This is a genomic window from Listeria goaensis (genome assembly GCF_900186125.1).
Lineage (GTDB): Bacteria > Bacillota > Bacilli > Lactobacillales > Listeriaceae > Listeria > Listeria goaensis.
The window spans coordinates 198,849-223,870 of record NZ_FYBQ01000003.1 but is presented as its reverse complement, the minus strand read 5'-3'; the positions used below and the strand labels follow the sequence as shown (position 1 = coordinate 223,870).

31 protein-coding genes are annotated in these 25,022 nt (G+C 38.0%); 28 read left to right on the top strand and 3 right to left on the bottom strand.

The annotated features are described in order from the left end of the window. Positions 1–495: 495 nt before the first annotated feature. From CFT42_RS14955 to CFT42_RS05730, 17 genes are all read left to right on the top strand, one after another. Positions 496–672, top strand: coding sequence for a hypothetical protein (locus tag CFT42_RS14955; RefSeq protein ID WP_244169935.1), 177 nt, complete (start codon positions 496–498; stop codon positions 670–672). Further along, positions 606–1,025 carry a hypothetical protein gene (locus CFT42_RS14740; RefSeq protein WP_159458148.1) on the top strand — a complete coding sequence of 140 codons (420 nt, stop codon included), beginning with the start codon at positions 606–608 and terminating at the stop codon, positions 1,023–1,025. The genes CFT42_RS14955 and CFT42_RS14740 overlap by 67 nt, the downstream gene beginning before the upstream one ends. Position 1,026: 1 nt before the next feature. Further along, the gene (locus CFT42_RS05800) at positions 1,027–1,236 is read left to right on the top strand and encodes a hypothetical protein (RefSeq protein ID WP_088810278.1); all 210 of its coding nucleotides are present in this window, start codon (positions 1,027–1,029) and stop codon (positions 1,234–1,236) included. Between the two features lie 154 nt (positions 1,237–1,390). After that, positions 1,391–1,579, top strand: a complete 189-nt coding sequence (locus CFT42_RS05795) for a hypothetical protein (RefSeq protein ID WP_088810279.1) — start codon at positions 1,391–1,393, stop codon at positions 1,577–1,579. A 189-nt stretch (positions 1,580–1,768) separates the two neighbouring features. Further along, complete coding sequence (locus CFT42_RS05790) at positions 1,769–2,251, top strand: hypothetical protein (RefSeq protein WP_088815629.1); 483 nt, start codon at positions 1,769–1,771, stop codon at positions 2,249–2,251. Further along, a complete protein-coding gene (locus tag CFT42_RS05785; protein WP_088815627.1) occupies positions 2,244–3,251 on the top strand; it encodes a hypothetical protein in 1,008 nt (335 codons plus the stop codon). Before CFT42_RS05790 ends, CFT42_RS05785 begins: the two co-directional genes overlap by 8 nt. Positions 3,252–3,397: 146 nt before the next feature. Further along, positions 3,398–4,174: a Crp/Fnr family transcriptional regulator gene (locus tag CFT42_RS05780; RefSeq protein ID WP_244169934.1), complete on the top strand. Its 777-nt coding sequence runs from the start codon at positions 3,398–3,400 to the stop codon at positions 4,172–4,174. A 77-nt stretch (positions 4,175–4,251) separates the two neighbouring features. Next, on the top strand, positions 4,252–7,032 hold the full coding sequence (locus tag CFT42_RS05775) for an immunoglobulin-like domain-containing protein (RefSeq protein WP_159458147.1): 2,781 nt from the start codon (positions 4,252–4,254) through the stop codon (positions 7,030–7,032). Between the two features lie 610 nt (positions 7,033–7,642). After that, complete coding sequence (locus CFT42_RS05770; protein ID WP_179946385.1) at positions 7,643–8,365, top strand: Crp/Fnr family transcriptional regulator; 723 nt, start codon at positions 7,643–7,645, stop codon at positions 8,363–8,365. A gap of 205 nt (positions 8,366–8,570) precedes the next feature. Beyond that, positions 8,571–9,068: a DUF4352 domain-containing protein gene (locus CFT42_RS05765; protein WP_088815624.1), complete on the top strand. Its 498-nt coding sequence runs from the start codon at positions 8,571–8,573 to the stop codon at positions 9,066–9,068. A 26-nt stretch (positions 9,069–9,094) separates the two neighbouring features. After that, complete coding sequence (locus CFT42_RS05760; protein WP_088815623.1) at positions 9,095–10,381, top strand: nucleotide sugar dehydrogenase; 1,287 nt, start codon at positions 9,095–9,097, stop codon at positions 10,379–10,381. Positions 10,382–10,396: 15 nt separating this feature from the next. Then, positions 10,397–11,125, top strand: a complete 729-nt coding sequence (locus tag CFT42_RS05755; RefSeq protein WP_088810288.1) for a YveK family protein — start codon at positions 10,397–10,399, stop codon at positions 11,123–11,125. A 6-nt stretch (positions 11,126–11,131) separates the two neighbouring features. Continuing rightward, positions 11,132–11,809 (top strand): CpsD/CapB family tyrosine-protein kinase, encoded by a 678-nt coding sequence (locus CFT42_RS05750; RefSeq protein WP_088810290.1) that lies wholly within the window; start codon positions 11,132–11,134, stop codon positions 11,807–11,809. A 14-nt stretch (positions 11,810–11,823) separates the two neighbouring features. Further along, positions 11,824–12,477, top strand: coding sequence for a sugar transferase (locus CFT42_RS05745; RefSeq protein ID WP_088810292.1), 654 nt, complete (start codon positions 11,824–11,826; stop codon positions 12,475–12,477). Positions 12,478–12,500: 23 nt separating this feature from the next. Further along, positions 12,501–13,235 carry a WecB/TagA/CpsF family glycosyltransferase gene (locus CFT42_RS05740; protein WP_088810294.1) on the top strand — a complete coding sequence of 245 codons (735 nt, stop codon included), beginning with the start codon at positions 12,501–12,503 and terminating at the stop codon, positions 13,233–13,235. Beyond that, the gene (locus CFT42_RS05735; RefSeq protein WP_088815621.1) at positions 13,235–13,744 is read left to right on the top strand and encodes an acyltransferase; all 510 of its coding nucleotides are present in this window, start codon (positions 13,235–13,237) and stop codon (positions 13,742–13,744) included. Before CFT42_RS05740 ends, CFT42_RS05735 begins: the two co-directional genes overlap by 1 nt. A gap of 131 nt (positions 13,745–13,875) precedes the next feature. Then, entirely contained in the window at positions 13,876–14,952 is a 1,077-nt protein-coding gene (locus CFT42_RS05730; protein ID WP_088810297.1) for a glycosyltransferase, read from the top strand. Positions 14,953–15,036: 84 nt separating this feature from the next. On the opposite strand, the gene CFT42_RS05725 is transcribed toward CFT42_RS05730, so the two are convergent. The 3 genes from CFT42_RS05725 to CFT42_RS05715 form a co-directional block, all read right to left on the bottom strand. After that, positions 15,037–15,255: a helix-turn-helix domain-containing protein gene (locus tag CFT42_RS05725; protein ID WP_088810299.1), complete on the bottom strand. Its 219-nt coding sequence runs from the start codon at positions 15,253–15,255 to the stop codon at positions 15,037–15,039. 9 nt (positions 15,256–15,264) lie between these two features. Next, positions 15,265–15,744 (bottom strand): DUF2975 domain-containing protein, encoded by a 480-nt coding sequence (locus tag CFT42_RS05720; protein ID WP_088810301.1) that lies wholly within the window; start codon positions 15,742–15,744, stop codon positions 15,265–15,267. Between the two features lie 69 nt (positions 15,745–15,813). Continuing rightward, a complete protein-coding gene (locus tag CFT42_RS05715; protein ID WP_088810303.1) occupies positions 15,814–16,125 on the bottom strand; it encodes an SdpI family protein in 312 nt (103 codons plus the stop codon). A gap of 101 nt (positions 16,126–16,226) precedes the next feature. Here CFT42_RS05715 and CFT42_RS05710 point away from each other — a divergent pair, with 101 nt between their 5' ends. From CFT42_RS05710 to CFT42_RS05660, 11 genes are all read left to right on the top strand, one after another. Further along, the gene (locus tag CFT42_RS05710; protein WP_088815620.1) at positions 16,227–17,195 is read left to right on the top strand and encodes an ABC transporter substrate-binding protein; all 969 of its coding nucleotides are present in this window, start codon (positions 16,227–16,229) and stop codon (positions 17,193–17,195) included. Beyond that, complete coding sequence (locus tag CFT42_RS05705; protein WP_088810307.1) at positions 17,192–18,196, top strand: FecCD family ABC transporter permease; 1,005 nt, start codon at positions 17,192–17,194, stop codon at positions 18,194–18,196. The genes CFT42_RS05710 and CFT42_RS05705 overlap by 4 nt, the downstream gene beginning before the upstream one ends. Then, positions 18,193–18,981 (top strand): ABC transporter ATP-binding protein, encoded by a 789-nt coding sequence (locus CFT42_RS05700; protein ID WP_088810308.1) that lies wholly within the window; start codon positions 18,193–18,195, stop codon positions 18,979–18,981. Before CFT42_RS05705 ends, CFT42_RS05700 begins: the two co-directional genes overlap by 4 nt. Positions 18,982–19,141: 160 nt before the next feature. Further along, the gene (rodA, locus tag CFT42_RS05695) at positions 19,142–20,314 is read left to right on the top strand and encodes a rod shape-determining protein RodA (protein ID WP_088810310.1); all 1,173 of its coding nucleotides are present in this window, start codon (positions 19,142–19,144) and stop codon (positions 20,312–20,314) included. A 60-nt stretch (positions 20,315–20,374) separates the two neighbouring features. Beyond that, on the top strand, positions 20,375–20,773 hold the full coding sequence (locus CFT42_RS05690) for a GFA family protein (RefSeq protein ID WP_088815619.1): 399 nt from the start codon (positions 20,375–20,377) through the stop codon (positions 20,771–20,773). Between the two features lie 137 nt (positions 20,774–20,910). Next, on the top strand, positions 20,911–21,264 hold the full coding sequence (locus CFT42_RS05685) for an arsenate reductase family protein (RefSeq protein ID WP_088810388.1): 354 nt from the start codon (positions 20,911–20,913) through the stop codon (positions 21,262–21,264). A gap of 36 nt (positions 21,265–21,300) precedes the next feature. Beyond that, positions 21,301–21,681: a glycine cleavage system protein GcvH gene (gene gcvH / locus CFT42_RS05680; RefSeq protein WP_088810314.1), complete on the top strand. Its 381-nt coding sequence runs from the start codon at positions 21,301–21,303 to the stop codon at positions 21,679–21,681. Between the two features lie 46 nt (positions 21,682–21,727). Beyond that, positions 21,728–22,036: a thioredoxin family protein gene (locus CFT42_RS05675; RefSeq protein ID WP_088815618.1), complete on the top strand. Its 309-nt coding sequence runs from the start codon at positions 21,728–21,730 to the stop codon at positions 22,034–22,036. A 121-nt stretch (positions 22,037–22,157) separates the two neighbouring features. Further along, a complete protein-coding gene (locus CFT42_RS05670) occupies positions 22,158–23,036 on the top strand; it encodes a cation diffusion facilitator family transporter (protein ID WP_088815616.1) in 879 nt (292 codons plus the stop codon). A 78-nt stretch (positions 23,037–23,114) separates the two neighbouring features. Continuing rightward, on the top strand, positions 23,115–23,807 hold the full coding sequence (locus CFT42_RS05665) for a response regulator transcription factor (protein WP_088810319.1): 693 nt from the start codon (positions 23,115–23,117) through the stop codon (positions 23,805–23,807). Continuing rightward, positions 23,791–24,933, top strand: a complete 1,143-nt coding sequence (locus CFT42_RS05660; protein WP_240310311.1) for a sensor histidine kinase — start codon at positions 23,791–23,793, stop codon at positions 24,931–24,933. Before CFT42_RS05665 ends, CFT42_RS05660 begins: the two co-directional genes overlap by 17 nt. The last annotated feature ends 89 nt before the right edge of the window (positions 24,934–25,022 follow it).

Here is a 25,022-nt window from a genome sequence, read left to right as displayed (position 1 = left end):
GTACTCAATACAAAAAAATAAATTTATTAAGAATCAAAAAGTGGCTAAAATATTTGCTTTTCTACTATGTTTAGCTTCTTTTGGAGTTTATATATTTCTCTCGATATATGTAGGCCTCCTTGGAGAGAGGAATTGAAGCAGTGCTCCTTTAATAAAGTTGTATCAAACAATTTGTTTATAATTCCATTAGCAGAAGAGAGCGCACAAACAGGGGTATTAAGGCAGTTGAATAAATAATGCTTAGTTTAGAAGCTAATGAGGATGCTAGTATCCTAGATAAGGTATTTAGGTTTAGATAAGCACCTGTACGACATTGTATAGGTGCTTGTTTTTTGAAATAGCTATATTTTTGTAATGATAAGGAACGGAAAAACGTTGTAACATCACTACAATGCATGGGGCGTTGTTCTTAAAAACACAGCAGGAACAACTGAAGCCAATCCATAACTATATGCAGGTTACACGTATGACAAAGAAATCAAACAGTATTACTTGATGGCACGCTACTATGATCCAGACCAAGGCGACGAAGACGCCCCACAGAAGATGAATGGGTACGATTATGGTCAAAATAATCCCGTAATGCATGTTGACCCTGATGGACATTGGGTTTTGCCGCTTATGATGGCTATAAAGCTTATAAAAAAACGAAGAGTTGGAAAAAAGCATTAATTGCGGGTGGAAAAGGTGCGCTTGGTGGTGGTAAGTTTAAGCTAGCTAAGAAAGCTATTACAGCTACTAAATATGTTGGGAAAATAAATAAGCCGTTAACCAAACGAGTCACTGGATATACTAAACATGGGATAAACCAAGCTATTTCTAGAAACAATAGAGGGGTAAAACCCTCTGCTATTTTGCATACTATTAAATATCCTAAAAAAACTTCTGTAAGGCGAGGGGGGAAAGGGATGGCATATAAGTTAAGTGGCAAGAAAAGTACAGTAGTGGTTAGCAAACGAGGAAAGATAATAACAACATATGGAAAGGGAAAGGGAAATACAAGGTTAAGGAAGGCGAAAAAATAATATGAAAATAGAAGACCGAGAATTGTTAGATTTAATTCTATCTGAGTATCATGTGAGATTGAAGTGGGGAGAGATTGAGAGGTTAAATGAAAAGGAAAAAGAACAAATAAAAGAAATCCTTTTAGAGTATTTTATCAAGTATGGTTTAGACGAAAATGATGAGGCAACTAAGTATGGAAAGCAAATAGATAATTTGATTGATTATTTTTAAATTTGGACGAAATCATTCAGTAGGAACAGATTCTTAAAAATTATTTGAGTGTAAATAATAAATCCTAGTTTTTTTATTTATACAGTTTTTCTTTTTGGAATCATGAATAGAATATAAAAAAAGCCTATACTCAAGTTGATGGGGGACGCAAGCTGTGAAACTTGGTTTAGTAGTAATTGACAAAAAAGGAGATTTTCTATTAAAAGAAAGTATCCCAGTAAAGCAACCGGGAAGTATGGGGTTAGATATACTAGAAAATATTAACTATTATGTTGAGGACTATGAATCTCAATCCATTAGATTTTATTGCAGGGAAATTGAAGTTATGGGATCGGTTGGATAAATAATGCCCAGCTTAGAAGCTAATACGAGTAACTATATCTAATGAACGTAGCTATCTTTTTCAGACAAGAAAAAGTAGATTCTAATTTAAAAGTTGTAGTCCATTATGCGTACTTTTACTCAAAGTTTTAGATGCACTTGTTATCCCATGTATCTAAAACTTCAGATTAACAATTAAAAAGGAGAAGTTATGAAAAAATATCCGCACATTCATTTGTCATTTGCACATGTTTTTACAGCTGATGAGTATTACCGGGTTTATTTTTACGAAAATACACTTGTTTTTGTAAAACTAGGCGGGCAGTTTCATCATGAAAATTTGCTTGACCAGGCAGGGCTTTTTGGCGCCATTTTATTCTATATTCCGTACAAAATAGCTAGAAGGCGACAGGAAAAACGAGAGGCTCATGTGGATGCTGTTTTAGTAAAAAAAGGAATGAAAGCTTTACTTAGCGAACGGAAAAGTTTTCAGTTGAAGCAATCTGAAATCAACAAAATTATTTTCCGAACAAATTGGAAGACGCAAATTTTTTCAAACTACGACAAGCACTTACTACTTTTAAAAAATGATGGAACTTGCCTAAAGGCAGCCATTTCATTTGGGCAATCGAAGAATTATGTTATCGGAAAATTGATGAAAAACGGCTTTTTAGTGGAGGAAGAAGATGAATAAAGAGGAGTTTTTGGAATACCAACCAATTCAAAATCAAGGTTTCGTAGGAGATATTTCGTTTGAAGACTGGGAATATGGTCAGGACGTTTTTAGTGATATGCAAAAAATCGTTGCCAGTGACGCGGCAACCATAATTTTTCCAGAGAAAAGAAGTGTGAAACAATTTTTGCGAGAGGAAAATATTCCTTTTAAAGTGCATATGGCAGAAGTTTATTTACACTCGCCAAGCCCTTTTCATGTGGTTAAAATCCTTGAAGAGTATTGCGTTTACGGCTTTTGTAAATATATGACACTATTTTTAGGTAACCCATGTGAATTTCGTTTAGAGCAATTTGGGAAAAAAGGAGGATGGGACATTGGCCGATATTTAAACGGCCATTCAGTTGGGCTAACGTTACTTGAAAATGAGCCAACACTTTATGTGTCCGCCCAAAATGAACAGGACTGCGAAAACTTTATTCAGCTAATCGAACAACGTTTAGATGATAAAATCGTTCCGTTTATGGACTATAAGGAAACTAATTTAGGCGGCATTTTAGTCCCGCCGGCATTTTTAAAAGAGTTTAATTTGCCGGTTGAAAAATTTCGTATTTCTGCGCGGCTTTTAAATAGCCCCAATGCAGGAAATGATGATGCGCTTTCCCAATTGTTTGCAGGCGATAATCTTCAAATGATTGCGATTGCTAGTTCGTACGATGACACATTGGATGAGTTGGGAATTGATTATCATTTGGATAATAGAATGTTACTTTCGGAACCTATAGCGGCTGAAAGGCGTGAAGCAACAATTAATCAGCTGCATAAAGAAAGCTTTTTAGAGCGGGTTTATCTTTTTTATGGGAATAATCCGGATGTTAAAGTAAGGAAAAATCAAACGAATTCTTTTTTGAAAAAATTGTTTTCATATAAATCGTTTTTGGATTTTAATTTAGAAGAAGGCGGGAAAGCCGTTATTCTTTTGTTTGATGGTGAACTTGCGGTTATGTTTGAAAATGTATAAAAAGGAGTCTAACCTCACCTTGAAAGTGGGGTTTTTTTGTTTCTTTCGGGTTTTCGTAACAGAAAGTACACAAAAAAAGAATAAAAAGTTACAAAATTGACCACTTTTTCAGTCGCAACCTGATATGATATTAAGTGAAAATAGGCTTGTTTGCAGCATATATTGACTTTTTCTATATAAAAAAAGAAGATGGAAAGAAGGGAAAAAGTCAAAAAAATACACCAAAGGAAGGAACGGGGCATATGTCTTCAGAGATAAAGGAGTTTTATTCTAATGAAACTGTAGAGTTGGAGTTTAGTCATGAAAACTTGATTGAATTGCTTATTCATTCACCGCGAGTTAGTTGCGAGTATCGGAAGCTCAGAAAAAGAAATATAGTCAATCCGATTGCAAACAACGAAGTGTATTTTTTATCGTCAGGCATAATGGTTTTAACAAAAACAGATTTTCCCATTAATATTAGAAAAGCTAGTGAATTTGTTGGGTTAGAGAGAATCATTTTACAAGAGGACGGTATAAGTGAATACAGGGCAATTGTAGATTGTGAAGTTATCGTTTTTCAAGTTGGAGAAGTTTTGATGGAATTGTTTAGCCATCAGGAAGGTTGGTTATTTTTAGCAGTAGAAATGCAGAAACAAATTAAGTTTCTAACGAATCGGTATTTACTAATGCAGGAAGATAGTTTTTCAAGGTTAAAAGCAACCTTTTTTGATTTGGCTTCAAGATTTGGAACAAAGCAAGATGAAACCTACATACTACCAAAACAATTTAATAAAAAATTTATTGCAGAATATGCTGGCCTCAGCCCTAGTTCAGTCAAAAATGTAGAAGTTAGTTTGAAATCAGAGGGATTTATTGAAATTGCAGACAAATTTTATATTGTCAACTTAGAAAAATACTGCTCAAAAAATGTGTTTTCTTAGGGGGATATAAATGGCTGATGTAAGCAAATTGATTGATTCGAGTTGAGTCAATCAGAAATAAAAAATAGGGAGGAAAAATGTTAATGGTAGTAAAGGGATTTTTAAAAAGAAGTGGGAAAATTGTTTTAGCGACGGTGTTAATTGGGAGCTCGTTAATTGCTTTTTCGCCTGTTTCAGCGTTTGCTGATGAAGCAGTAGCGAATAGAGTGGCATTGACAGCAATACCGGCTGATGCAACTGAGGTAGCGACATTTGGGGAATTAAGAGCAGCGCTACTAGATGCAAATGTTACAAATATCAAGCTTACAGCAGATATTAAAGTAACTTCAAGCTTTAACTTTTCTTCACAAAAGAATTTGTATGGTGACGGGCATACGATCGACATGAACAACTACCGAATTGGAATTTCCAAAACTAAATTACTGAATCGTGTTGAAGGGATAACGATTACAAATCAAAACATCTATCCGCTATTTTGGTCCGAAAGTTCTGAAGTAACTGTGACGTATAAAGACGTCAACTCTTCAGGGGCGCAATTTATTTATAATGCGCATGGAACAACCATTTTGGAGGGGAAAATTACGGCAAATTCTACGAGGGAAGAAGTATATCAAGGGGATAAACTTCTTGTTAAATCAGGAGCGACTGTTAATTTCACTTCCCAAACGAGTTCTCCAGCATTACGAGTATACGATAGCGTAAATCAAGAGGCAAATTCTGATTTTAAAGTGACTTCAAAAGATATTTCGCTTTACGGACATGACAGCGATACAAAAATCATCGTTGCTGGAAACATGGTATTAAAATCCACAGATGAACAAGCGATTTATACAGCATGGTCAAATGCCGAAATGACGGTTGTAACAGGTGGTAAATTTCAGGCTACATCAGGGGAATTAACTGAAGAAGGAATTTCACTTACAAATGGAAACTTAACTGTACAGACAGGTGCAGACTTTGTTGTAACCTCTCCGGGTAGGCAAGGGACCGTACAAACAAGTGGTAAATTAGTATTTGAGAATGGTTCTAACTTTCTAATCACAAATACAAATGCTGTAGGGTCTGTTTTTGCCAACTATTCTAGAAGTTCGACAAATATCAACATTAATTCCGATAACGGATTATCAACTTGGGATGCGGGATTAATTAATAGTGCAAAACCGACTCATAATTACTATGATTTTAAAACAGCAACTTTTGATTTGTCTGGATGGGATCGAAGTAATCTTAACCAGAAGAATTTGACTTCGAACAGCTCGGACTTCAAGGCGCAATTTGTCAGTAAGACAACCGCTAAAATTAGTGGTGGTAGTTATGCTTTAACAAATATCGCAGCAACGACTATTGACAGACTGACAACGGATTCTACAAATATATCAGGCACAGCAGAGCCAAATGCAACTATTGAAATTAGAGTAAACGGTGAAGTAATTGGAACAGGAAACTCTGACTCAGAAGGAAAATATAATCTTGTAATTCCTAGACAAGTTATTGGAACTGAAGTTACAGTAGAGGCTGTGGCAAAAGGTAAAACATCTAGTGCTTCAACAAATGTTCAGCAAGGTAGAGTGTTAGCAGAAACAACCATTGATGATGTGACAAATAAATCTACAGTTGTTTCTGGAACAGCAGAACCAAATGCAACTATTGAAGCAAAAGTAGGCGCGGAAGTAATTGCTACAGGAACAGTTAATGCGGATGGACAATATAGTTTAACTATTCCAGCGCAAAAAGTAGGCGTTGTTGTTACGGTAACCGCTATGGTTGACTGGCTTACATCTTCTGCATCTACAACAGTAACGAAAGAAACAGAAGGGACGATAACCATTACAGATCCTTTCTATATTGGTTATGATGAGGCTATTAAATCCACAGTTAGTGGTGATGTAGCGAAAGTGTATCTTCAAGTTGATGGTACAGACTACAAAGCCATTTCAGCTGAAGGAAGTTTTGAATACTTGGTCGAACATGAAATTACAAGTTTGTCACAAGAAGTATACCTTGTGGCAGTAGATGAGTCAGGCAAAGAGTTATCTCGTGCAAAAGTAGAGCTTAAAGATGGCGATTTATTAAGGGGCTCTGTTTCAGCTGATGCATTTATTGTTGGAGTGAGCAATTATGTAGCGGGTACTTACGAAGGTTCAATCGCAAAAGTGGCGCTTGTTGTTAATGGAATGGTTTATCCAGCGGTAGGTGTAGTCGGAGAAGATACTTTCCAATATTATGCAAAAGACAAAATTACAAGTCTCACTGATAATGTGGAGGTACTCGGCTATAATCCAGAAGGGAAATTAATTTACAGGACAGCTGTTTTAATAAACGGTCCCGGTAGCATTCAAGGGACAATCACAGCAGATTCTAGTGATTACATTATGATAACAGATTCCTATATTAGGGGAACTTTCACAGGAGGAGTTAAATATATTTCGCTTGTTGTGAACAATATGGAATATGCAAAAGTGGGAGTAATTGATAGCATAAACTGGCAATACTATGCAAAAGACAAAATTACAAGCCCAAATGATACTGTTGTTATAAGAGCATATAATGCGGCGGGGGCGCTCGTTGATGAGGAAAGAATCAATGTTTTACAAGAACCAAGAAAAGAAACAACGATTACTCCAGATGCTTTTACACTAAAAATTGATAGCTATGTGAAGGGGAAATTTACTGGAGATGTAAAATATGTTGCACTCAAAGTTGGCGACAAAACATATAGTAAAATTGGTGTCATGGATGATTCTAACTGGAGATATTATGCGAAAGATAAGATTCTAAGTACAGATGACCAAGTTACTATTATAGGTTACGGTTTGATGGGGGAAATAATCGTACAAAATGATGTGGAAGTAGAATAAAAATTAGTAAGAGAAGCATAAATTGTACAGGATTTATGCTTCTTTTTATCTGTAATTTGCTTTATATACACATCCGATGTAATTATGGACATTTGTAACGAATTTGTGAACTCAAGAAATTTCGAATAATCAAAAACCGGATTATTCGTAGAGGATTTTACGAAAAAAATAAAAAGGCACAATTTTCCGTGCAAAGCAAGAAAATACGCCGAAAGATCAAGGTTGAAAAAACAATTAGAAGCGGTTTTTAGCAGATGATTTTCAATATAAATATTGCTTTTTAGTAATTAGTAGATAAGAAAACTTGTAACAGAAAATACACAAAAAACAAAGGTTAATCGATAAAAATAGCTTTTTTTCTGATTTTAAACTGATATGATAATTAGTGAATTAAGAATTGCTAAAAGAAGTACTCGATTTTAGGAAAAGTATTAGCTTAGTTTTGAGTATGTTAATTCAGAAAGGATTTGAGTTGTACGATTTTCATTTAGGTAGCTTTGTTAAAGTAAGAACATGTCGATTAAAGCACTTTCACTAATAGATGATAACGTTCAAGTTACTGAAAAAAACGAAAATTCTGAAAAGCGTTCTGGTTAGGAGGGTGAGAAAAATGCTTACTGAGATTAAAGAACTGTACTCCAATGATGCTGTAGAATCAAATTTTAATCAACAAAATTTGATGAAATTGCTCATTCAATCTCCACAAGTGAAACATGAATATCGGAAAATGAAGAAGAACCATGTGATTAATCCAATAAAGAGCAATGAAATTTATTTTTTAACATCAGGGATTATAGTTTCACAACATCAGGATTTCCCCATTAGTTTACAGCAGACAAATGAGTTTATTGGGTTGGATACTATTATTTTGCAAGGGGATTACGTCGATAATTATCGACCAATTATAGATTGTGAGGTAATTGTCTTTCAAAAGTCTGAAGTACTACTGGAATTGTTAAGTCATCAAGAAGGTTGGCTCTTCCTAGCATTAGAAATGCAAAAGCAGAATAATGTTTTAACGAATCGATATCTATTAATGAACGAAAATAGCTTTTCAAGACTTTCAGCTACTTTTTTTGAATTAGCTTCAAAATTTGGTGTTAAGCAAGATGATGCTTATATTCTTCCAAAGTATTTTAGCAAAAAATTCATTTCGGAATACGCAGGTCTAAGTCCCAGTTCTTTAAAGAAAATGGAAAGCCTTTTAAAAGAGGAAGGGATAGTAGACTTTGTAGACAAAATTTACATTGTTTATTTAGAGAGATATGCGAACTCCGAAAAAGCGATTTACAACCCAAAGGTTTTACAAAAGTGGTTGGAAAAAGAACAGTAGAATGCAGTTGCGTAAGCAGTTTTTTTATTTTAGTTATGAGTTTTAAATGTTTTGTGCAAGTGGGCTACTAATCAAATAGTTGCCGCTTGCAAACAATCTATCAAAATTTTTGATGGATTCTACAAGTCACTAGAGTATTTGGATGATGAAGTTTTCATCACTCGTTTTAGGAAATAATTTAGAATTGAAGGAGTTAATTTAAACTATGAAAAAAGTTTTACTAGCAGTTTTATCAGGCACATGTGCGTTATCTTTGGTAGCTTGTAGTGCACCTGCAAAAGATGAAGGTAAGGAAAATAACAAACAAGAGTCAGTGGAAAAGAAAGCTTCTGCAACTTATCCAGTGAAAACAGTAGATAATGTAGAAATGAAAATTGAAAGTATTGAAACAACAGAGAACGGTAAGGGCGATAAAAATATTGTTCAAATCAATATGAACTTTAAAAATGAAAATGCTACGCCGTGGGGTGTTGGTGGTAGCGAATTTATTATAAAAGACGGCGATAAAACTTACACAGTTATTCCTGATGCAAATAATATCGGAACAGATATCGAAGCGAATAAATCTGTTAGTGGTGCAATAAATTTTGAATTGCCAAAAAGTGTGAAATCAGGCGATTTATCCTATAAACCAGTTACTTTTGGCAAAGAAAAGCCTAAAGTACTTGCAACTTGGGAAATTTCCATTCCAGACAACAAATGAGATTAAATCTATGAGGAGATGATCGTTTGAAAATCGCAGTAATTGGTCTTGGCTATATTGGTTTGCCCACCGCGATAATGTTTGCTAATCACGGACAAGAAGTGGTTGGAGTAGATGTTAAAAAAGAAGCTGTAGATATGTTAAATGAAGGGCGTCTTCACCTTGAAGAACCAGGGCTTCAAGAAGAGCTAGATAAGGCATTATTATCCAAGCGTTTTAAGGCTAAGCTGGAACCAGAGGCAGCAGATGTTTTCATCATTTCAGTTCCAACACCGAATATTCCTGATGAATATCTTTCTTGTGATTTAACACATGTGAAAGACGCGGTAAATAATATTCTTCCTTTTCTTGAAAAAGGAAATGTGGTTATTTTAGAATCTACAATTGCCCCGCGTACGACAGAAGATGTAGTAAAGCCGATGCTAGAGGAGGCTGGATTCATTGTTGGTGCAGATGTGTTTTTAGTTCACTGCCCAGAACGCGTTTTACCAGGGAAAATTATTCATGAATTGGTATATAACAATCGTATTATTGGTGGGCTTACACCTGCTTGCATAGAAGCAGGAAAACACGTGTATGGTTTGTTTGTTCAAGGGGAACTTATCGAGGCTACAGCAGGTGCTGCGGAGCTCTCGAAACTCATGGAAAACACGTATCGTGATGTAAATATTGCTCTTGCTAATGAACTTGCAAAAATTGGTGATGCACTTCAAATAGATGCGCTTGAAGTTATTCAAATGGCGAATAAGCACCCGCGTGTTAATCTACATTCACCAGGTCCAGGCGTCGGAGGGCATTGCTTAGCGGTGGATCCATACTTTATTGTAGCGGCAACACCTGAAAACACACCACTTATTCAAAAGGCGCGCGAAATTAATAATCAGATGCCGCACTTTATTTTAGAAAAAGTGAAAGAGTTTATGAACTTAATTGACGGTCGAAAAATAGTCGTATGTGGAGTCACTTATAAAGGTGATGTGGACGATATTCGTGAAAGTCCAGCTATTGAAATTGTTCAATTATTAAAAGATGAAACCGATTTTGAAATGACTATTTTTGATCCACATGTGCATAAGCCGTGGATTGAACCAAACTTTGAGGAAGCTATTTCAGGAGCTGATTTAATGCTTGTTTTAGCCGATCATAGTGAGTTTAGAATGATAGTAGCTGAACAGCTTGACGGAATGAATCAGAAAAATATTTTTGATACGAAAAACATCATTTCAGAGATGGCTGATGCAAGGGTTTATAACATGGGAAGCTTATATAAGATGAAAAGGGATAATAAAAAGTTAGTTTCAATTGTTGAATAAAGACAGGAGGAAACAATGGAAGATACATTAAGCCTAAAGCAGCTATGGGACCTTTTGAAAAAAAATAAGTGGCAAATTTTTATTAGTACTTGCGTATGCACACTTTTGATGACAGGCTACCTTTACTTTTTAGCAATCCCAGTCTATAAGAGCGAAACAGAAATATTAATTAATCAATCAGTTCCGGAAAACTCACTTGTAGAGTCGAAAGACGTTCAGGCAAACTTGCAACTTGTAAATACGTATGCCTCGATTATAACGAGTCCACGTATTTTATCAGAGGTTTCTCAAAAAATGGACGGAAAATATTCGGAAAAAAAATTGGAACAAATGATTACAGTTAACAGCACGGCGGAGTCACAAGTTATTCAAATTAATGTCGAAGGAGAAAATGCAAAAGATAACGTCAAAATTGCAAATGCGACAGTTCAAATTGTCAATAAGGAAATCCCTGAAATAATGAATATTGACAATACTTATATTTTGTCACCTGCCGTTTACGATTCAGACGCTGCTCCTATAAAACCGCATAAGAGTTTATTAATTGCTATTTCAGCTGCTGTTGGAATGATTATTGGTGTCATTATTATGTTTGTCCGCAATCTCTTTGATCGTTCTATTAAAACAACTGAAGATGTAGAGCAAATTTTGGAGCTTTCAGTTTTAACTGTTATCACTGAAATGAAAGAAGAAGATTTACGAGAACGAAGCAATACTAGAAATAGACGCAAGAGGAAAGGATAATGTCTGATGCACAATAATCAAATGAACAGAAGAAAATTGATTGTTGAAACAAATCCTAATTCGCCGATTACGGAACAATTTAAAACTCTTCGTACGGGTATTCATTTTTCATCTGTAGATAAAGAATATAAGTCGATTTTAGTTACTTCTCCTGAGCCTGAAAGTGGAAAATCTACCATATCTGCTAACCTAGCTATTTGTTATGCGAAGCAAGGAAGTAAAACGCTTTTAATTGATGCAGATATGCGGAAACCAACGGGACATAAAACGTTTGGAATTAGATTTAATATTGGCTTATCGGACTTGTTAACGGATAACGAAATCCAGCCAGAGAATGTTTTTCATGAAACTGAAATTGAAAATTTAATGATTTTAACGAGCGGAACGATACCGCCGAACCCAAATGAATTACTAGCTTCTAAAAAAATGGGGCAATTATTAGCAAGTTTTGCTGAGGAATTCGATCAAATTATTATTGATACACCTCCAATTTTAGCTTCATCGGACGCGTTAGTTTTAACCCCTTATGTAGATGGCGCAATTCTTGTTCTTCGTAGTGACAAAACGCTTAAAGAACATGCGAAATTGGCGGTACAACAGCTTAAAAACACCCAAGTATCAATTATTGGATCGGTCTTAAATTATGTGAAAAGCAACAAGAATAATTATTACTATTATAGTTAATGAAAGGAATCGAGATGGAGTCAATTAAAACAGTGGCAAAGCCCACTACAAAAACAACTATGAGATTTTATCCAATTGCCAAGCGAGTTATAGATTTTCTTGGTGCAAGCTGCGGTCTGTTTCTGTTAACACCACTCTTTATTTTATTATTTATCCTCATTAAACTAAGCGATTTAAGAGCACCTGTTTTTTTTAAGCAAGAACGTATTGGTAAAGATGGTAATCGCTTCATGATGTATAAATTTCGTACGATGATTCCGAATGCCGAAGAAAAATTAGCCGAGTTACTTGAACATAACGAGGTTGAAGGCGCGATGTTTAAAATGAAACATGATCCGCGAATCACTAAATTAGGAAGATTTTTACGTAAAACAAGCATTGATGAATTACCACAATTAGTAAATGTTTTAAAAGGCGACATGTCTTTAGTTGGACCACGTCCGCCGCTTGAACGAGAGGTTGAGGAGTATTCAAAAAGGGATTTAGGACGTTTAGCGATCACGCCAGGTTGTACAGGATTATGGCAGGTCAGTGGACGTAATGATGTTAGCTTTTCTGAAATGGTGAATTTAGATTTGCACTACATTCAACATGTCAGTTTTTCACTAGATATGAAGATTTTGCTGAAAACGGTACGCGTGATTTTTGTGCCGAATAGTGCTTATTAATTCAAGAGGAGAAGCAGAAATTTATGACTCGTATGTTTTTATTAGGAAGCTACGTGGATGCTCTAACAATGCAAGAAACTTTGGATAAAATTGAAGAGATTGTCCACGAAAAAAGACCAGTGCAGCATGTTGTTATTAATGCCAGTAAAATTAATTTAATGGCGGAAAATAGCGAACTTGCAAAAATTATAAATGATTCGCCGCTTATCAATGCAGACGGACAGTCAATTGTCTGGGCGGCAAACTTTTTAGGAAAACATATACCTGAAAGAGTTACGGGTATCGATTTATTTGAAAAATTAGTTGAGAAAAGCGCAGAAAAGGGATACCGAGTTTTTTACTTTGGTGCAACCGAAGAAGTGGTGCAAAACGTTGTGCGGATTCATCAAGAGAAGTTTCCAGCACTACAAATTGCGGGGTGCCGAAATGGTTATTTTGATGATGCTGAGTCGGAACAAATTGCGCTTGATATTCAAAAATCACAAGCAGATATTGTATTTGTTGCTTTTTCAAGTCCAAAAAAAGAATTTTGGATTCGGGAGCATATTGATACGATGAAGGCTCCTTTTGTTATGGGCGTGGGAGGAAGTTTTGACGTTATTTCGGGTTTGACAAAGCGGGCACCGGAGTGGATGCAGAAAACTGGCTTGGAATGGTTTTACCGTTTTGCTCAGGAACCGCGTCGCATGTTTAAGCGTTATTTTGTGGGAAATTTAAGCTTCATGAAGAAAGTGCTGAAAGAAAGGCGGCATAAGTAATGCTTGCAATTGTATTTTCAATACTTAACTGCCTTCCGATGCCTAATCGACTTGCAGCTGGACGCTTATTGCGCAAGCTTAAGAACAAAGTTGCTAAATCGCTATTTGGAAGTTGTGCAGAAAATAGTAACTTACGACCAAATTTAAAATTAAGATATACGAAAAATATTCATATTGGAACGCGTTCATCAATTGGTGATAACTCGCGAATCATTGCTGCGGCACCAGTTTATATTGGTGATGATGTTTTAATGGCACCTGAAGTAGTCATTTTAACGGAAACGCATTGTATTGACGGGACGCAGAAAATTCTAGATAGTGGAACAGAAAAAAAATCTGTTTCTATCGGCAATGATGTTTGGATTGGGACTCGTGTCACGATTTTAGCGGGTGCAGAAATTCCGAATGGTTGTGTTGTAGCCGCTGGGGCAGTGGTTCCGGCGAAGAAATATCCACCATATAGTATTATTGGCGGAGTTCCGGCGAGAGTGATTCGTGAAGAGAGATAAAAAGGGAGTGAGGCACATTGAAAGTGATTCGAAAAATCGATGTGCCTTCTTGTTAGTGTGCAGTTTTCTAAAATTTAAAATAAAAAAGTTTACTAAGTTGTTGCAAAAATATTTTGAAAAGGAAATTAGACATGAAAATACTTGTTATCGCCAACATGTTTCCATCTAAAGAATACCCGTCATACGGCATTTTTGTGAAAAATCATGTGCATATACTTGAAAATGCATCAAGTGAAATTGATACGGTTACAATGAATAAAGAGTTAAACAAGTGGAAAAAGCTTTGGAATTATATTGTTTTTTACTTCCGTATTTTCTTTACTTTATTGTTTAAAAAATATGATGTAGTTTACTTGCATTACGCTTCTCATAGTGCGATTCCCATTTTATGTGCGAAAGCTTTAAACCGTAAAATTAATCTTACTGTGAATGTTCATGGTAGTGATGTGTTTCCGGAAACCCGGATTCAAGAACGGTTGCAATCATGGGTGGCAAGGTTATTAAAACAGGCGAATCATGTTGTTGTGCCGTCTGATTATTTCAAACAAGTGGTTATAAAACGATACAAAATTGTATCTAGTGATATTTTGATTTCGCCGTCTGGTGGAGTGAATCGCACGCTTTTTGCACCTCAAAAAATAGATAAGGACGCGGACGTTTGTTGTGTTGGCTACGTGGGACGTATTGATATTGATAAAGGATGGGACGATGCTCTTCGAGGTTTTGCGCAATTTAAGCGCGTATCGAATCGGCCTGTGCGGCTTATTATGGTGGGGAATGGTAAGGAAAACGAGCAAAAAGAAGCGCTTATTCAGGAGCTCGGGCTTCAAGATGATGTGCGTTGCTATACTTTACTGCCGCAAGAGGACTTGGCCGCACTTTATAACGAAATGGATGTTTTTGTATTTCCTAGTCGGAGAAAAGGGGAGAGCTTGGGACTTGTTGGCATCGAAGCGATGGCGTGTGGAGTTCCGGTGATTGGTAGTCGTATTGCGGGAATTCAAGGGTATTTGATTGAGGGAGAAAACGGTTATTTCACGGAGGTTGGTAGTGCTAGTTCGATTGCTGAAAAATTGGTGCAATTTAGTTCAATCAGTGAAGCAGAAAAACAGGTATTGAAGCGCAATGCCTTTCATTCTGCGACAGCATATGATCAACAACTGGTTCAAGAGGAAATGGTGAAATTGTTGCCAATCCTAGCGAATTAACGGTCAGGCGGATGACAAAGGTAATCTTTGCTATCCGCCTGATTTTTTATTTCGTGTAAGTTCATAATTTGCTACAGTTACCTGCTAAAGTGTTTCGTCGTCTTTTTGATACTCTAAAATGTCGCCGGGTTGGCAGTCGAGTGCTTTACATATAGCTTCTAAGGTTGAGAAGCGGACGGCTTTTGCTTTGCCGTTTTTTAGAATGGATAAATTTGCCATTGTAATGCCGACTTTTTCGGATAGTTCTGTAACGGACATTTTTCGTTTGGCGAGCATAACATCTACATTTATAATAATGGCCATAAAATCACCTCATATCGTTAAATCATTTTCAGATTTGATGGAAATCGCGTTTTGTAGTAGCTTCTCAAGAACAGCCGAAAAAATGGCGATAATAAATGCGGCGAAAATGACCACGATTCCGATGAAAATAATTCCGGGCGCATCTGTGATGTTGGCTGCCATGTAGAATAGTGGTAAGGTGAGTAAATATAGGCCACTAATTAGGAAAGCAGAAAACTTGATTTTAGTTAGATTTTTAACTGCAAGGGTTGAAAAAGCCTTGTTTTTATCAATTAAAAGTAGCAGTTTGAATGCTTGAACTACGGCAATGAAAAATGGAATGGCACTCAAATAAATGCTGATGAAAGCCATATAAACAAAAATTTGATTGTTTGGAAAGGTCTGAAGTGCCCCGATAATCAGGCGAGGCAGACCGACAAATGCAAGCGCCAATACTGGAATACAGAGAACAATAATGACGAGCTTTAAAAGTAAAGTTTCTCTTTTCATACTAAATACCTCACTACTTTTAGGATTAGTTTTAGTATAAAATAAAATTTGTTGTTTTTCAACAAAAAATTATTGTTTTATTTTACGTTCGGTTAATAAAATGGATAGGCATAATAAAATTAAAAGGATGACGAAAAACAAGCTACTGCGTATGAAAAATTGGATGGGGACAAAACTTAGTGCAACGTAAAGGAAAAATGTGGCGGTACCGAGTATTAGCCAAAGCTTGCCTAAGTAGCGATGCGCTCGTTTGAAGGCTTCTGGTGATTTTAAACTCGCTTTTGTCCGGTAGCTGAGGGCTTGGTTTTGATTGGTTGGGGTGAAAAAATAAAAATAGGCGCCTAAACCGATGAGTAGCAAGGGGACTACAAAGTCTAACATGTGATCGCTCCGTTCTTAATGAAAATGATTCTCAATTAACCTTTGAATTAAAAGGGATTTTCTAGTACAATAAATATACCAGAAAACACGGGGAGGAAACTATGAAAAAGGCATATTTTGGACTGGTTTTTATCGCGATTTTATTTCTTTCTGCTTGTTCGGGGGCTCCTGAGTCGGCGGAAAAAGAGACTCCTAGCGAGGCGAAAGCGGAAAAAGCAGTTTTAACGATACATGATATGGCGGGGCGGACTGTCACGTTTGATACATTACCGAAGCGAATTATTACGCTCACAAATTCAGATATGAACATTGTTTATGCGCTTGGCGGGAAAGTGGTTGGGCGGCAAACGCAAGATGCGAGTGGTGTGGAATCGGACGAAGCGAAAAGCGCTACGGAAGTTGGGAATACACATGATTTAAATTTGGAAAAAATTGCGGCGCTTGCGCCTGATGTGATTGTGGCGAGTTCGGAGCAAAATTTGAAGGATGTACCAGCGCTTGAGGCAATTGGGGCGAAGGTTATTTTGACGGGCGCGAATTCGGTTGATGAAATTAAAACGCAAACGGAAGTGCTGGGGAAATTGCTTTCTGCGGAGGCGAAAGCGAAGGAATTGAATCAGATGCTAACCGAGAAGGAAGAGGCAATTCAAACGGCGCAAGCGGGGAAGAGTGTCCGGGCGCTTATGATTTTAGGGGCACCGGGAAGCAATTATGCGGCTTTGCCGACATCGCTTAGCGGAGATACTTTGCGAATTGCTGGCGGAATTAATGTTGCGGAAAACTTAAAGGGCGTGGAGAATTTTCCACAGTACGCGGCACTTAATATTGAAAAAATTGTTGCGGAAGATCCGGAAGTGATTTTCTTAATGATTCACGGTGGGGATGAAAAAGAAACGGAAGCGGCTTTTCGAAAAGAAATGGAACAAAATGACGCTTGGAATTCGACTACGGCGGTAAAAAACGGCCACGTCATGGTGCTCCCGGCTGATTTGTTTGGAACGAATCCGGGTGTCCGAATTGACGAGGCGCTTGATTATATGACTCAGAAATTAAATCAGGTGGCGAAATGAGTGCGGCGCATGATCCTAGACGAAGACGCCGTTTGATTTCGCTTGCTGTTGTTCTAGTCCTTCTAATTGTGGTTTTCTTTTACGGTTTGACGACTGGTTCGGTGGGTCTTTCGTATTCGCAAGTTTGGCATGTTTTAACGGGTGACGGCGACACGCTTTCCAACCAGCTCGTATGGAATTTACGCTTGCCACGAATGCTAATTGCCTTTTTAGTTGGGGCGGCGCTTGCGATTTCAGGCTGCCTACTTCAAGGCGTTATGCGAAACCCGCTTGCTGATCCAGGCGTTATCGGTGTATCGGCGGGCGGAGGCCTTGTTGCCATCATCTTGACAATCGTTTTCCCTACCTTATCGGGTTTCGTCCCGCTTGGTGCATTTTTAGGCGCATTTGGAACAGCCCTTTTAATCTACATCGTGGCTTGGGATAAAGGGGTTTCACCGCTGCGCGTGATTCTATCTGGTGTGGCGATTAATGCGTTTATTACGGCGATGACCTCTGGCATTATGGTGCTTTACTCGAATCGTGTGCAGAGTGTGATTTCATGGATGACGGGCACACTTTCGGGGAAAAGTTGGTATCACTTGGAGATGATATTTCCCTACATGGTGGTCGGATTTATCCTTAGCATTTTTGCCATCCGCTCATCCAATGTGCTCATGCTCGGCGACGACGCGGCGAAATTGTTAGGCTATGCGGTTGAAAAGCATCGTTTCTTCATTATCATGTTGGCGGCATTTTTGAGCGGCGTGGCAGTCAGTGTGGCGGGCCTAATTGGCTTTGTCGGCCTAGTTGTCCCACACATTTTTAGATTGATTATTGGGAATGATTATAAATATTTACTGCCGATGTCGGCGCTAGGCGGTGCCGTTTTGGTGGGCTTTGCGGATACGGCGGCGCGAAGCTGGTTTGGCTCGATTGAGCTCCCAGTGGGGATTTTACTTGCGATGATTGGCGCGCCGTTCTTCCTCATTCTATTACAGAGAGGGCGTGTCACTTCATGAAAATAGACATTGAAAACCTTTCTTTTTCGAGAAAAAAGGATTTTGCGATTCGCGATTTGTCGCTGCAAATTGAAGAAGGAAAAATAACGACGCTTGTTGGACCGAATGGGTCGGGAAAATCGACTATCCTTCGACTAATGATGCGCCTTCTCGAACCTAAAAGCGGCTGTGTTATGCTTGATGGAACTGATTTGGCGTCGATTAGCGCGAAAAAATTGGCGAAGGAAATGACGATGCTTTCGCAGGCACCAGACGGCCTTTTAGATGTGGTGGTGCACGATTTAATTGCCTACGGGCGGATGCCGCATAAAGCGTGGCTGAGTACTGGGCTTACTACGGAAGATGAAACGGTAATTCGTTGGGCGCTTCAGGTATGCAATTTGGAACACCTCGCTTATCGGCCGCTTCACACATTGTCAGGCGGCGAGCGGCAGCGAGCGTGGCTTGGTATGGCTTTGGCGCAAAAGACGCCAATTTTATTGTTAGATGAGCCGACGACATATCTTGATATCGCGCATCAATTGGAACTTTTGGATTTGCTTACGAAATTAAATCGCGAGTACGGAATGACGATAGTGCTTGTTTTGCATGATTTGAATCAAGCCGCACTTTATAGTGATCAAATTTTTGCTTGTACAGATGGTGCGATTGCTAAAACTGGTACGCCTCATGAGGTGTTTACGACGGCACTTTTGGAAGAAATTTTTCACATAAAAGCAGATGTTTCAGAAGTTGGTGATAAACTATCGATTCGGCCGGTTTCGTCTACGCGTTTCTCATCATAATTTTAGATTAGAATTTCGTGAAAAAGCTTCCTATCTGTTAAAAACTTGATATAATGAAGAGAGAAATTTTATGTTATAATATATAAATTGGGTTTTACGGGAGTGTTTGGGGGCAAAGTAAGGGATTGTTTTGTTAACCAACCAGTTAGGAGCGTAAAGAATGAACCAGCAAAATAAAATGGCAGGGCGAATTGACTACGGTATTATTTTAACTTTAATGTTGCTCTGCTTAATTAGTTTAATATCGATTTATAGTGCGCAAATTACGAATGAGCAGTATGATACGAACTTTGTGATGAAGCAAATCGTTTGGTACGCGGTGACAACATTTGCGATTGTTGTGATGATGCAACTTGATTATGATAGGCTGACAAAATGGGCGTATTATTATTATGCGCTTGGTATTTTCCTGCTTGTGTTTGTGCTTGTTTTTGGTAAAGAAGTAAAAGGTGCGAAAAGTTGGATTATCATTCCGTTTTTGGGAAGCTTACAGCCGTCGGAAGTTGTTAAAGTTATTATTATTATCGTTTTAGCGAAGGTTATTATGGATCATAACAACAAGTTTAAGGTACATACGATTAAGTATGATTTTTGGTTGATTGTGAAGATAGGACTTTTTGCAGCGGTCCCGCTAGTGCTTATTATGATGCAACCGGATTTAGGGACGACACTTGTTTTTATTGCGATTATTGCAGGAATGATTCTCGTTTCGGGGATTAGTTGGAAGATTATCGTACCACTGTATGGTGGGATTATCGCGCTTGGAACAGCTGCGATTTGGATGGTTATTTATCATCAAAATTGGCTCGTTAAGATTGGCTTTAAGCCATACCAATTTGATCGTATTACAACATGGATTAATCCAGAAACTGATCCGCAAGGTGGCGGTTATCAAGTGCTGCGTGCGATGACGGCCATTGGTTCTGGGCAGATTACCGGGAACGGCGCGGGATATGATGCGATTGCGATTCCAGAAAACCATAATGATTTTATTTTTACGATTATCGGTGGTGACTATGGTTTTGTAGGCGCCAGCATTTTACTTGCGCTATATTTCCTGCTCATTTATCAAATTATTCGGGTGGCACTTGATATTAATGTTCCTTACTATTCTTATATTTGTACGGGTGTTGTCATGATGATTATGTTCCACGTTCTTGAAAATGTTGGAATGAATATCGGTTTACTGCCTATTACAGGGATTCCGTTACCATTTATAAGTTACGGAGGAAGTGCACTACTCGGAAATATGATGGCAATAGGTCTCATTTTATCCATTCGTTTTAACTATCAAAAATCGATGTTTGAAATCGAAAGTAAGATGGTAAATTAAGCTGAATCATTTAGATTCAGCTTTTTTCTTAAATATATATAGTAAAAAGGAGCGGTTTTGATGGGGGAATTAGATGGGAGATGTCTTTGTGGGGCTGTGAATGTGTCAGTGAATTCTAAGGATCATGACATTCATGCGTGTCATTGCGAAATGTGTCGGAAATGGACAGCTGGACCGTTTTTGAGCATTAGTGGTGGTTTGGACGTGATTTTTTCGGGGGAGGAAAATATGACGCGCTTTTCTTCGTCGAAACTTGGTGAACGTGGGTTTTGCAAGACGTGCGGTTCGACTTTGTTTTGGCATAATGTGAAATCAGGCGAGTATTTTATGAACTCGGAACTTTTTGTTTTGGAGGACTTTAGGCTTGTAAGTGAGATTTATATTGACTGTAAGCAGGATTATTATAGCTTTAGCGAGGACACGAAAAAGTGGACGGAAGAAGAGGTACTAAAAAGTTAAGGGGATTTCTCTGTATACGCTTTCTTTTTTTGCGCTGCTTTTAGCCAAAAGTTGTGTTGGACTTGCTTTTTTATTTGTGCTTTTGGGGAAAATGGACTATGATAGAAGTAGATTTAGGTGGGAAGGGAGTAGCGATTGTGATAGATTTTTATTGGTACCCGAAGTGTTCGACATGCAGAAAAGCAAAGGCTTGGATTGAGGAAAACAAGGTGGAGGTTAACCAAATTGATTTAATCGAAAATCCGCCGACAGCGAATGAATTAAAAGCGCTGTTTGAAAAAAGTGGTTTGCCGCTTCGCCGTTTCTTTAATACAAGTGGAATCAAATACCGTGAACTCGGTTTGAAAGATAAGTTAGATGAGATGTCTGAAGAGGAAGCGTTCAAATTGCTTGCTTCTGATGGAAAATTAATTAAGCGTCCGCTTACGACGGACGGGAATAAGGTAACACTCGGCTTTAAAGAAGAAGAATTTGAAGCTGCTTGGAAATAAAATTGCGCTGTTTTATTAAAAGGAGGAGTTTTTAAAATGAGTTTACCAAAAGATTTATTGTATACGGAAGAACATGAATGGGTGAAACAAGACGGTGATACGTATATCATTGGCATTACAGACTTTGCGCAAGACCAATTGGGCGATATTGTTTTTGTTGAATTGCCAGAAGTTGGCGATAAAATAGAGCAAGGTGACTCTATTGGAAGTATTGAGTCTGTTAAAACGGTTTCTGATTTTTATGCACCGGTAACGGGGGAAGTTGTAGAGGTTAACGAAGGCTTAGAAGATGAACCAGAACTTTTAAACAGTGATACATATGAAAAAGGTTGGATTTTGAAAGTGAAAAATGTATCTGCTGAACAAATTGATGCGCTATTATCAAGCGAAGATTATGAAAAAGTGATTGAGGATTAAATTTTCGAGCCAACCTTGTATGAGGTTGGCTTTTTAGGAGGTAAATATGATTCAGTTTGATAAGAACGACTTGGCGCGCTTTTTGGAGGAAAAGGAAAGTGGCTTTTTTTATTTTTATACGCCTTTATGTGGTTCTTGCGGGCTTGCTGGGCAGATGATTGAGCTTGCGGAAAAAAGTGCGGGTATCGAAACGTATGCGTTAGATTTAAATCTTTCGAAAGAATATGCGCCATGCTTTGAAATTGAAGCGGTACCGGTTTTAGTGCGGATTGAACGTGGTGAATTTGTGGATAAAACGTATACTTTGCATAGTGTTGTCCCAGTTTTTAACTTTTTAGAAAGTTTCCCAGAGTAAAAAAAGTTTCATCTCTGATATAGAACTGGTTAACACTAAAAAGGTTGCTGTAGACCCATTTAACTTCGATATGATACACTTATTCAGGTGTTTGATAAGTGAGTGTTTGGGGGCAGATAAGATGAGTCACAATAATTTAACAATTTTATCCGTTATAAGTAATTTTATTATTGTTGTTTTAAAATTAATCGTTGGTTTTTTGACGGGATCGGTGGCTGTTATTTCGGAGGCGGTCCATTCATCGATGGATCTTTTTGCTTCTGTCATTACATTTTTCTCAATTCGGATTGCGGGGAGACCTGCTGATGATGACCATCCGTATGGGCACGGCAAAGCGGAAAATATTGCGGGTACAATTGAAACGCTGCTAATTTTTGTTGCGGGGATTTGGATTATTATAGAATCGATTAATAAATTTACGAATCCGCATGAAATTCGTCTTCCTGCACTCGGAATTGCTGTAATGCTTTTCGGTGCAGCGATAAATATGATTATTTCTCGGGTGATTAAACGCGCGGCTGATAAGGCGAATTCTGTAGCAATGAAATCAAACGCGCTACATCTTTATACGGACGTTTTTACATCGCTTGGTATTGCAGGAAGTCTGCTACTCGTTTATTTGACTGGCTGGACTTGGCTCGATCCAACGATTGCGATTATAACCGCAATTTACATTATGTATGAGGCTTGGAAGTTGCTCAAAGAATCGTTTCCACCACTTATGGATCAACGTTTGAATAAAAAAGAGGAAGAAGAAATCAAACGTATTATTTTAGCTCACAAAGAGGATTTTATTGAGTTTCATGATTTTCGTTCACGAAGAGCGGGTGCGGAGGAGTACATTGATTTTCATCTTGTTGTGTCGAGTGAGATGACGGTGACGGAGGCTCATGCGCTTTGTGACACGATTGAACGGGAAATTGGTGAGTTTTATTCGAAGGCACAGGTGTTGATTCATTTGGAACCGGAGGAAGAGCGACAAATGTTTAATATTTATTAAAGAAATCTCAACTGATTTCTTTTTTTTTCGTTGTGATGGTACAATGAGGGTAATAAAAATGAGAAGAGGTAAGGGACGATGACATCTATTTTAATTGCAGATGATGATAAGGAAATTGTCGACTTGGTCAAGCTTTACCTGCAAAATGAAGGATATGATATCCATCAGGCTTATGACGGGGCTGAGGTTTGGAGTTTGGTGAATAAAATTGATTTTTCACTGATTATTTTAGATATTATGATGCCGGAAATGGACGGCTTAGAAGTTTGTCGCATGATGCGCAGTGAGGGGATTTTAACGCCAATTTTAATGTTGAGTGCGAAAGCGGAGGACAACGATAAAATTATGGGGCTTTTAACAGGTGCGGATGATTATATGATTAAACCGTTTAATCCGCTCGAACTTTCTGTGCGCGTGAAGGCGATTTTAAGGCGGATTCAAAATATGCAGTCGGTTGCAGCGGACGAAACGAATAATTTAGTCATTGGTCCAATTGAAATTAATCGGGATCAGCATATTGTGACGGTTAACCAAAAGGAACTTCATTTGACGACGTCGGAGTTTGATATTTTACATTTACTTGCGAGTGAACCAGGCCGGGTTTTTAGTTCAGAATATATCTTTGAAAAAATTTGGCAGGAGCAGGCATTTGGCGCGAGTAAAACGGTCATGGTGCATATTAGTAACTTACGCGATAAATTGCGGGAAGCGCTAGACGGGGAGAACGTGATTAAAACGATTTGGGGAGTAGGGTATAAAATTGAAATTTAAACAAATGATTGAGCGGCTCGCGCATGTAATGGGTCCTTGGCAAGTTGCTTTTTTTGCGATAATTTCATGGCTTCTAGCGGGCGTTGCGCTCCAGACGATTTTTTTGTGGGTGCAGTCGATTCGCGATGAGTCGGTGGTGCTTCGTGGTTTAAGCGATTCATTTATGGATTTATTTGGACGAGGAAAGTATAACAATGTGGTGGAGTCGCCGGTGGTGCTTTTGGCGAAATATATCATTACGCTCATCATGGCGTTACTTATTTTCTATATTTTTTACCGGTTAATGCGTCAACGGAAATTAAAGAAGCAACTGCGCACAATTAACTATGCGCTCGGGCTTGACCGTCCAGTTGATACGAAGAGTCTTGTTCCAGAAATTCGCGAGTTGGAAATGAACATTGAGAAAATGCGCTCACGTCAAGAAAATTTAATGAAACAGGAGCAAGAAGCGCAGCAAGCGAAAAACGATTTGATCACGAATGTATCACATGATTTGAGGACGCCACTCACTTCAATTTTAGGCTATTTAAGTTATATTCACGATGATCGTTACCGTGATGAAGTCGAACTCAAATACTATACCGAGCTCGTTTATGATAAAGCAAAGCACTTGCATAAGCTTATCGATGATTTATTTTCTTATACACGCTTAGAAAGTGCTGAATATACGCTGGAAAATGATCGGTTAGATATGGTCGAGCTGCTCCGTCAACTTGTCGCAGAATTTGATGGACTTGCACGTGATAAGGGCATGGAAATCATTGAAACTTATGAGGCGGACAATTTAGTTGTGAGCGGTGACGGCAATCAGATTATGCGCCTCTTTGAAAACTTGTTTTCAAATGCCCTTAGATACGGGGAAGGCAATCAACATATCGATTTAGTTGCCCGAAAAGAAGAAGACTTTGCGGTGATTGATGTCATTAATTACGGTGAGGAAATTCCCGCGCTTGATTTGCCACATTTGTTCGACCGCTTTTATAAAGTCGATAAAAATCGCACGACGACAGGCACGGGTCTTGGCCTTGCGATTGCAAAATCAATCGTGGAACGCCACGGCGGCCTTGTGATGGCGACAAGTAAACATCATAAGACAACATTTACCGTGAAATTACCATTAATTTAAACGAGCAATTTCAAGCTCATATTGATTCAATCTTTAGCTTTTCTTTCCCATTTCTTTCCCGCGTTTTTAGCTTAAGGAAGTAAAATTTA

What these genes read in the sequence shown, in the direction of transcription:
- CFT42_RS05770 (WP_179946385.1), top strand. Translation starts at nt 7,643, where the DNA reads ATGCTTACTGAGATTAAAGAACTGTACTCCAATGATGCTGTAGAATCA.
- rodA (WP_088810310.1), top strand. Translation starts at nt 19,142, where the DNA reads ATGAACCAGCAAAATAAAATGGCAGGGCGAATTGACTACGGTATTATT.
- CFT42_RS05720 (WP_088810301.1), bottom strand. Translation starts at nt 15,744, where the DNA reads ATGAAAAGAGAAACTTTACTTTTAAAGCTCGTCATTATTGTTCTCTGT.
- CFT42_RS05755 (WP_088810288.1), top strand. Translation starts at nt 10,397, where the DNA reads ATGGAAGATACATTAAGCCTAAAGCAGCTATGGGACCTTTTGAAAAAA.
- CFT42_RS05730 (WP_088810297.1), top strand. Translation starts at nt 13,876, where the DNA reads ATGAAAATACTTGTTATCGCCAACATGTTTCCATCTAAAGAATACCCG.
- CFT42_RS05735 (WP_088815621.1), top strand. Translation starts at nt 13,235, where the DNA reads ATGCTTGCAATTGTATTTTCAATACTTAACTGCCTTCCGATGCCTAAT.
- CFT42_RS05715 (WP_088810303.1), bottom strand. Translation starts at nt 16,125, where the DNA reads ATGTTAGACTTTGTAGTCCCCTTGCTACTCATCGGTTTAGGCGCCTAT.
- CFT42_RS05740 (WP_088810294.1), top strand. Translation starts at nt 12,501, where the DNA reads ATGACTCGTATGTTTTTATTAGGAAGCTACGTGGATGCTCTAACAATG.
- CFT42_RS05675 (WP_088815618.1), top strand. Translation starts at nt 21,728, where the DNA reads ATGATTCAGTTTGATAAGAACGACTTGGCGCGCTTTTTGGAGGAAAAG.
- CFT42_RS05800 (WP_088810278.1), top strand. Translation starts at nt 1,027, where the DNA reads ATGAAAATAGAAGACCGAGAATTGTTAGATTTAATTCTATCTGAGTAT.
- CFT42_RS05790 (WP_088815629.1), top strand. Translation starts at nt 1,769, where the DNA reads ATGAAAAAATATCCGCACATTCATTTGTCATTTGCACATGTTTTTACA.
- CFT42_RS05710 (WP_088815620.1), top strand. Translation starts at nt 16,227, where the DNA reads ATGAAAAAGGCATATTTTGGACTGGTTTTTATCGCGATTTTATTTCTT.
- CFT42_RS05750 (WP_088810290.1), top strand. Translation starts at nt 11,132, where the DNA reads ATGCACAATAATCAAATGAACAGAAGAAAATTGATTGTTGAAACAAAT.
- CFT42_RS05690 (WP_088815619.1), top strand. Translation starts at nt 20,375, where the DNA reads ATGGGGGAATTAGATGGGAGATGTCTTTGTGGGGCTGTGAATGTGTCA.
- CFT42_RS05700 (WP_088810308.1), top strand. Translation starts at nt 18,193, where the DNA reads ATGAAAATAGACATTGAAAACCTTTCTTTTTCGAGAAAAAAGGATTTT.
- CFT42_RS05785 (WP_088815627.1), top strand. Translation starts at nt 2,244, where the DNA reads ATGAATAAAGAGGAGTTTTTGGAATACCAACCAATTCAAAATCAAGGT.
- CFT42_RS05670 (WP_088815616.1), top strand. Translation starts at nt 22,158, where the DNA reads ATGAGTCACAATAATTTAACAATTTTATCCGTTATAAGTAATTTTATT.
- CFT42_RS05725 (WP_088810299.1), bottom strand. Translation starts at nt 15,255, where the DNA reads ATGGCCATTATTATAAATGTAGATGTTATGCTCGCCAAACGAAAAATG.
- gcvH (WP_088810314.1), top strand. Translation starts at nt 21,301, where the DNA reads ATGAGTTTACCAAAAGATTTATTGTATACGGAAGAACATGAATGGGTG.
- CFT42_RS05745 (WP_088810292.1), top strand. Translation starts at nt 11,824, where the DNA reads ATGGAGTCAATTAAAACAGTGGCAAAGCCCACTACAAAAACAACTATG.
- CFT42_RS05665 (WP_088810319.1), top strand. Translation starts at nt 23,115, where the DNA reads ATGACATCTATTTTAATTGCAGATGATGATAAGGAAATTGTCGACTTG.
- CFT42_RS14955 (WP_244169935.1), top strand. Translation starts at nt 496, where the DNA reads ATGGCACGCTACTATGATCCAGACCAAGGCGACGAAGACGCCCCACAG.
- CFT42_RS05765 (WP_088815624.1), top strand. Translation starts at nt 8,571, where the DNA reads ATGAAAAAAGTTTTACTAGCAGTTTTATCAGGCACATGTGCGTTATCT.
- CFT42_RS05775 (WP_159458147.1), top strand. Translation starts at nt 4,252, where the DNA reads ATGTTAATGGTAGTAAAGGGATTTTTAAAAAGAAGTGGGAAAATTGTT.
- CFT42_RS05705 (WP_088810307.1), top strand. Translation starts at nt 17,192, where the DNA reads ATGAGTGCGGCGCATGATCCTAGACGAAGACGCCGTTTGATTTCGCTT.